Genomic DNA, 5,773 nt, shown 5'->3' with positions numbered 1-5,773 from the left:
GGGTGATGAAGGCCAACGTCACGCAGAGGGGCCGCCCATTAACCAGCAGAGTTGCATGCCGAACCCGCTGTTGCATGCGAGAGGTCGATGGGTGCTGTCCGTTCCTTCGGATGCTGTTCAGGCTCCTGCGTTGTAGGGGGCAGCAGTGACGCAGACGTCGACGCTGCTGACCGGTCCTGCATCCGACGCCTGAAGGCCGGTGTCGGATCCAATGCCGTGCGGGAAGAAAATGGCAGGATAGAGATAGAGGTTGTCGTCAACCCCGGCGGCGCCATGGACGATGACAGCGCGGGCACCGTAGGGGCCCGTGATGGCGAAGTCGATACCATTGGTCACGGTGAGGTTGGGTGTGACGGAGACCGACCCGTCATTGTGCGGGGGGGGCGAACGGAACAGTGACGGGGAAGGGCGCGGCGACGAACTGATCGAATTCGATGTCAGCGAGGCCGAGGTCCGCACAAGTCAGACCCTGCTGGGCACGTTGCTGTCCGGGCACCGCTGTTGCAGACGCAGGACCGCCAGCGGTACCGAGTGCCAGCGCCGTGGTCAGGCCAGCGCCGACGAACCGCGCCACCCACTTCCCCCGTCGCGACAGTGCATTTGTTTCTCGTGTAGCCACGCGCATAACGAGCGCTCCTCCTGGTGATCTGAGCTGTGCCATCTCCCGTAGACATATCATTGTCTACCTGACCAAAACATGATTATTCGATATTAATCACCCTTTAGGCCGAACAAGGCGGGTATGGAATAGAAGGAACAACGTGGCGCCGCTCGGAGCCTTCTGTACGCCGCCGTTGCAACGTGTTCTATGTGGTGGGTCTGAGAAGCCGCTTCTAGCAGCACCGGGCTGCGGCGAGGCCGATCATCCGGCGCACATACGCATCTGTCATGAAGCGCGCCATTACCCGTTGAGGCTTCTGAATCGAACGTTGAGCAGGAACGACGAACGTGTTAGGCGCACCTGCAACGTCCTATCGCCGTTGCTTCAAGTGACCGAAGCCGCTTCCGCGCATGCGGATGTCACGACGGCGGCTCAGGTGGACGGGATGAGGCGCCGCTGGCCTCGCCCATGACGCGGGCGATGGCGCGGATCTCACCCAGGACCGTAGCCACGGCCGGTACCGCGGCCATATCGGGCCACAACAGCGCATAGGTGAGGCGCTGTGGCCAGTGCCGCAACGGCCGGTAGATCAGGCCGGGAGTTACATGGGCATGCAGGGCCAGCTCACTCATAAGGCTGATGCCGAGGCCGGCGGACACCAGAGACTGGATTGCGATCATGTCGTCGACGGTCGCTGTGATCCGGGGCTGGAAGCCCACATTGGTGCAGGCGGCCATGAACCGGTCCCTAAAGCTCTCCATCACCCAGTCACGGGCGGCGAGCTCCGCCAGGTCGATGGTGGCCTGTCCCGCCAGTGGATCGTCCTCCCGCATCAGCACATAGCGGCGGTCCGTCATGAGTTCCAGGCGCAGCATGGCGCCCTCCCCCTCAGGCAGATCCTCGTTCTCCCAGTTACAGAGCAGACCGAGGTCGGCCTCACCCGTTCTGAGCATGCGGCGGGCCTCGACCGGTTCCGCCTGGACAACGGTCACCCGCACATCCGGATGGCGCGTCTGCAGCCGGAGCACCAGTTGCGGCAGCAATTGCACGCAGCTGCTCTGGAACACGACCATTCGCACCAGCCCACCGCCCCGTGCTACCACCGAGGAGACCTCCTGGTCGGCAGCGCGCAGCACGGAGAATATGGCGTCCGCGTGGCGGACGAGGGTCTGGCCTGTCTCGGTCAGTTGCAACCCCCGTCCGGCCCGTGTCACCAAAGGGGCTCCCACGGCCTGCTGAAGCCGGCGCATCTGGTAGCTGACGGCCGGCTGTGTATAGCCGAGGGATGCGGCGGCGGCCGTGTAGGAGCCGGTCCGCGCCACCTCGGCGAGCACTCTCAGTTGATGCACGTCCAACATGAGCGAAGCATAAAAGAAGTTGATGCTCCTGAGAAAAAGTTCTCGTTGGACACGGTGAACCCACTTCGGCTCGAATAATGGGCAACGCGAAACGCGCTCGGCTCGCTCACCGGAGGAGTTCAGTGTGACCAGGACCGCTGAAACCGGTGCGGCTCACCGCATCGACGAGGACTACGGCATGCGCCCACTCGTCGAGATCAGGGACGTCTGCAAGCACTACGGCGACACCCAGGTGCTTCACGGCATCGACCTTCACGTCACCGCTGGTGAAGTGGTGGTGATCATCGGCCCTTCCGGGTCGGGCAAGTCCACCCTCTGCCGCTGTGTGAACCGGCTGGAGACCATAACCTCGGGGACGATAACCATCGACGGTGTCCCCCTGCCGGCCGAAGGCCGTGCGCTCGCCCGTCTCCGGGCAGACGTCGGCATGGTCTTCCAGTCGTTCAACCTGTTCGGACATCTCACTGTCTTGCAGAATCTGATGCTGGCGCCGGTCAGGGTCCGGGGCGTGTCCAAGGCAGACGCGCGGGAACGCGCCCGCGAGTTGCTGGCCCGTGTCGGGCTTGCTGACAAGGGTGACTCATATCCCGCCCAGCTGTCAGGCGGTCAGCAGCAGCGCGTGGCCATCGCACGTGCCCTGGCCATGGATCCCAAGCTCCTGCTCTTTGACGAGCCGACCTCAGCCCTTGATCCCGAGATGATCCAGGAAGTCCTCGAGGTCCTGGTCGAACTCGCTTCGGAGGGCATGACGATGATCGTGGTCACCCATGAGATGGGATTCGCCCAGCAAGCCGCGGACCGTGTCGTATTCATGGACGGCGGCCGGATCTTGGAGATTGCACCGCCTTCGGAGTTCTTCACTGCGCCGAAACACGAGCGTGCGGCTGACTTCCTCTCCAAGGTTCTGCGTCACTGATGACGACCGAGCGGTGCCACGGCCTCACGGCCCCGAACCGGCCGCCTGCCTCGGCCGGGACCGACGTCGGACCGCCGCCACTGCGCAGACCTCCCCACCAAGTCTGCCGGTGGTATCCCCTTCATACCTGCACGCAGGCCCTCCAGCCTGTCCGGCCTCCCGGCACAGTCCCCCCGCCGAAGGATTCAACTATGAACGTCACTGGCTCCGTATTCCGTTCTGTCGAAAGACGCGTCGCGGCGGCCGCTGCTCTCGTTGCTGCGACCGCCCTCATCACCTCGTGCTCCAGCTCCCCGTCGTCCGCAGCGAAGGTTCCGGGCACAACTGCTTCCGCAGGCACGAACACCGGCGCGAGCAAGACCATCGACCAGATCATCGCAGATGAAAAGCCCGCCGCCGCCTCCCTGATACCCCACGGCTCCACCGCCAGCACGATCAAAGCACGCGGCACGCTCAATGTCGGCGGTACCCAGACAGCGGCCCTTTTCTCCCTGCTCGACCCTACGACCGGCAAGATCGGGGGTTTCGATGCAGCGCTCTCCCAACTGCTTGCCAAGTACATCATCGGCAAGCCGCGTACGAAGCTGACAAATGTCACCAGCGCCACCCGCGAGGCCCTGCTGAAGAATCACGCCGTGGACGCCGTTTTCGCGACCTATACCATCACGCCGGAGCGGTCGAAGATCGTTGACTTCGCGGGCCCCTACTACATGGACGGCCTCGCCCTTGAGGTCAAGAAGGGCAACGACTCCGTCCATACCTTGAAAGACCTGAAGAACAAGACCGTCATCACCGAGTCCGGATCGACCGCCGCCACCATCATCAAGAAGGAGGCACCCACCGCGAAGATCCTGCTTTTCGACACCAACACCGAGTGTTTGCAGGCGCTCCAGCAGGGCCGCGCCGACGCGTACATCCTCGACCAGGGCATCCTCGCGGGCAACGCCAGCACCAACTCCGACGTCAAGGTTCTCGCCGCCACCTACAGCCAGGAGCCCTACGGCATCGGCCTGCCTCCTGGCGACGCCGGCTTCAAGAGGCTCGTCAACCACTGGCTGCAGAAGATCGAGGCTGACGGCACCTGGGCCAAGGTCTGGAAGAACACCATCGGCACCCAGGTGCCGGGTCCCGCCCCGGCCCCGCCCAAGATCGGCTGAATCGACATGGAAGTCATCACGGCCCACCTGGACGTCTTCGCCGACGGCCTGCTGGTCTCCCTGGAGATCAGCGCCTGCACCTTCGCGCTGGCGGCCCTGCTGGGCTGCGCTCTGGCGGTGTGCCGCATCAGCCCGGTACGGCCGTTGCGCCTCTTCGGCAAGCTGTACGTGGCGTCGGTTCGCAGCGTGCCGCTGCTGGTGCTCCTGACGCTGTTCGTCTTCGGACTGCCGGAGATCGGGCTGGTGTACTCGCTGTTCTGGACTGTGGTGACGGCCATGGCGCTGTACTGGGCAGCCTTCTTCTGCGAGACCGTACGCGCAGGAATCCGGACCGTGCCCGTCGGACAGATCGAGGCCGCCAGAGCCCTGGGACTCACATTCGGCCAGTCCCTGCGGCTGGTGGTGATGCCGCAAGGACTGCGGTCCATGATCCAGCCGCTGGCCTCGCTGATGATCGCCATGCTGCTCAACTCGTCGCTGGCCGCAGCCGTCGGCGTGACACAAGAACTGACCGGACAAACCCAGCTGCTCGACCAGCAGTACGCCCAGCCGCTGATCACCTTTGGCACCGCGGCCTTGTGCTACGTGATGTTCACCGTCGGCATCGGCCGTCTGGCCGCTCTCCTCGAACGCAGGTTGGTGGTGCTGCGATGAAGTCGCCCATGCAGGCGGCCCCGGCCAGGCGCAAGCACGCGGCCAGCTCCTTTGCTTCCGCCCGGTCCGAGCTGACGGTCCCGTCCGGAATAACATCCACCGCGCTGAGCCTGACCGCCCTGTGGAATCGACTCGACAAGGACGACACCCAGCTTTTCGACGCGCCCGGTCCTCGCGGGCGGCGGCGCATCGCGGTCGCCACCGTGGTATCGCTGCTGGCCTTCGCCGGACTCGCCGCCGTCGCACTGCGCCAGTTTGCCGCCAACGGCCAGCTGAGCGCCGCCAAGTGGCAGCTGTTCGTACAGGGCCCGGTCCTGCGGTACCTGCTGACCGGCCTGTCTGCCACGATTCAGGTCGCCCTCGTCAGCGGGGCGATCGCGCTGCCAGTGGGAGCGCTGCTGGCCCTCGCCCGGCTCGCCGAGACGCCGCTGCTACGGGTACCCGCCACCCTCTACGTCGAGGTCATGCGGGCTGTACCACTGCTGTTGCTGGTTTACGCCTTCTTGCTCGGCCTGCCCAGCACGGGAATCCAGCTGTCGCTGTTCTGGATGCTGGTGTGGCCGATCGTCATCACCAACGCTGCCGTCTTCGCCGAGATCTTCCGCGCTGGTGTCCGCGCCATCCCCCAAGGACAGACCGAAGCCGGCCACGCCCTCGGGCTCAGACACTGGTCCGTCCTCCGGCTGATAGTCCTACCGCAAGCCATCCGGCAGACCGCACCCGCACTGGCCAGCCAGCTGGTCCGGCTCCTGAAGGACAGCACTCTCGGATATGTAGTGAGCTTCCCTGAGCTACTCTAATCAGCCAAGGTGCTCGGCGAGTTCAACCACACGATCATCCAAAGCTTCCTTGTGGTGGCCCTCGTCTTCATCATCGTGAACGTCGCCCTGGCATCCTCCACGAATTGGCTGGAGCGCCGGATGAGCGACAGGCGCAGCCGCCGCGTGAAAAAGACTCGCAGAGCACACGCGGCCCCCTGAAAGCACGCCCGGGGCGGCGGCCAGGTTGGCCCAGGTGGTGTCGCCGCCGTAGGGCGGGACGGTCTCGGCGCGCAGGATCGTCGCGGCCGGCGGGTCGATCCGGGCGC

General features: G+C 64.8%; 6 protein-coding genes and 1 pseudogene. 4 read left to right on the top strand and 3 right to left on the bottom strand.

Features of this window, described 5'->3' with window-relative positions; all coding sequences use genetic code 11:
* Window positions 1-117 precede the first annotated feature (117 nt).
* Both AB0N17_RS44980 and AB0N17_RS44975 read right to left on the bottom strand, forming a co-directional pair.
* The gene (locus AB0N17_RS44980; protein WP_366017487.1) at window positions 118-336 is read right to left on the bottom strand and encodes a hypothetical protein; all 219 of its coding nucleotides are present in this window, start codon (window positions 334-336) and stop codon (window positions 118-120) included.
* Window positions 337-1,020: 684 nt separating this feature from the next.
* A complete protein-coding gene (locus AB0N17_RS44975) occupies window positions 1,021-1,959 on the bottom strand; it encodes a LysR family transcriptional regulator (RefSeq protein WP_366017486.1) in 939 nt (312 codons plus the stop codon).
* Window positions 1,960-2,137: 178 nt separating this feature from the next.
* Between AB0N17_RS44975 and AB0N17_RS44970 the strand changes: the two genes are divergently transcribed.
* From AB0N17_RS44970 to AB0N17_RS44955, 4 genes are all read left to right on the top strand, one after another.
* Window positions 2,138-2,875, top strand: coding sequence for an amino acid ABC transporter ATP-binding protein (locus AB0N17_RS44970; RefSeq protein WP_366017488.1), 738 nt, complete (start codon window positions 2,138-2,140; stop codon window positions 2,873-2,875).
* 191 nt (window positions 2,876-3,066) lie between these two features.
* On the top strand, window positions 3,067-4,032 hold the full coding sequence (locus AB0N17_RS44965) for a glutamate ABC transporter substrate-binding protein (protein ID WP_366017485.1): 966 nt from the start codon (window positions 3,067-3,069) through the stop codon (window positions 4,030-4,032).
* A 6-nt stretch (window positions 4,033-4,038) separates the two neighbouring features.
* Window positions 4,039-4,686 (top strand): amino acid ABC transporter permease, encoded by a 648-nt coding sequence (locus tag AB0N17_RS44960; RefSeq protein WP_366017484.1) that lies wholly within the window; start codon window positions 4,039-4,041, stop codon window positions 4,684-4,686.
* Window positions 4,683-5,486, top strand: a complete 804-nt coding sequence (locus tag AB0N17_RS44955) for an ABC transporter permease subunit (RefSeq protein ID WP_366017483.1) — start codon at window positions 4,683-4,685, stop codon at window positions 5,484-5,486. The genes AB0N17_RS44960 and AB0N17_RS44955 overlap by 4 nt, the downstream gene beginning before the upstream one ends.
* 192 nt (window positions 5,487-5,678) lie before the next feature.
* Here the strand turns inward: AB0N17_RS44955 and AB0N17_RS44950 are convergent.
* A pseudogene (locus AB0N17_RS44950) lies at window positions 5,679-5,773 on the bottom strand (TauD/TfdA family dioxygenase); the annotation flags it as partial.

This window comes from Streptomyces sp. NPDC051133 (assembly GCF_040682635.1).
In the GTDB taxonomy this organism is placed as follows: domain Bacteria; phylum Actinomycetota; class Actinomycetes; order Streptomycetales; family Streptomycetaceae; genus Streptomyces.
This window is presented reverse-complemented; position numbering and strand designations above follow the sequence as displayed.

Coding starts and splice junctions, on each gene's coding strand:
- AB0N17_RS44975 (WP_366017486.1), bottom strand. CDS start 1,959: ATGTTGGACGTGCATCAACTGAGAGTGCTCGCCGAGGTGGCGCGGACC.
- AB0N17_RS44970 (WP_366017488.1), top strand. CDS start 2,138: ATGCGCCCACTCGTCGAGATCAGGGACGTCTGCAAGCACTACGGCGAC.
- AB0N17_RS44965 (WP_366017485.1), top strand. CDS start 3,067: ATGAACGTCACTGGCTCCGTATTCCGTTCTGTCGAAAGACGCGTCGCG.
- AB0N17_RS44960 (WP_366017484.1), top strand. CDS start 4,039: ATGGAAGTCATCACGGCCCACCTGGACGTCTTCGCCGACGGCCTGCTG.
- AB0N17_RS44955 (WP_366017483.1), top strand. CDS start 4,683: ATGAAGTCGCCCATGCAGGCGGCCCCGGCCAGGCGCAAGCACGCGGCC.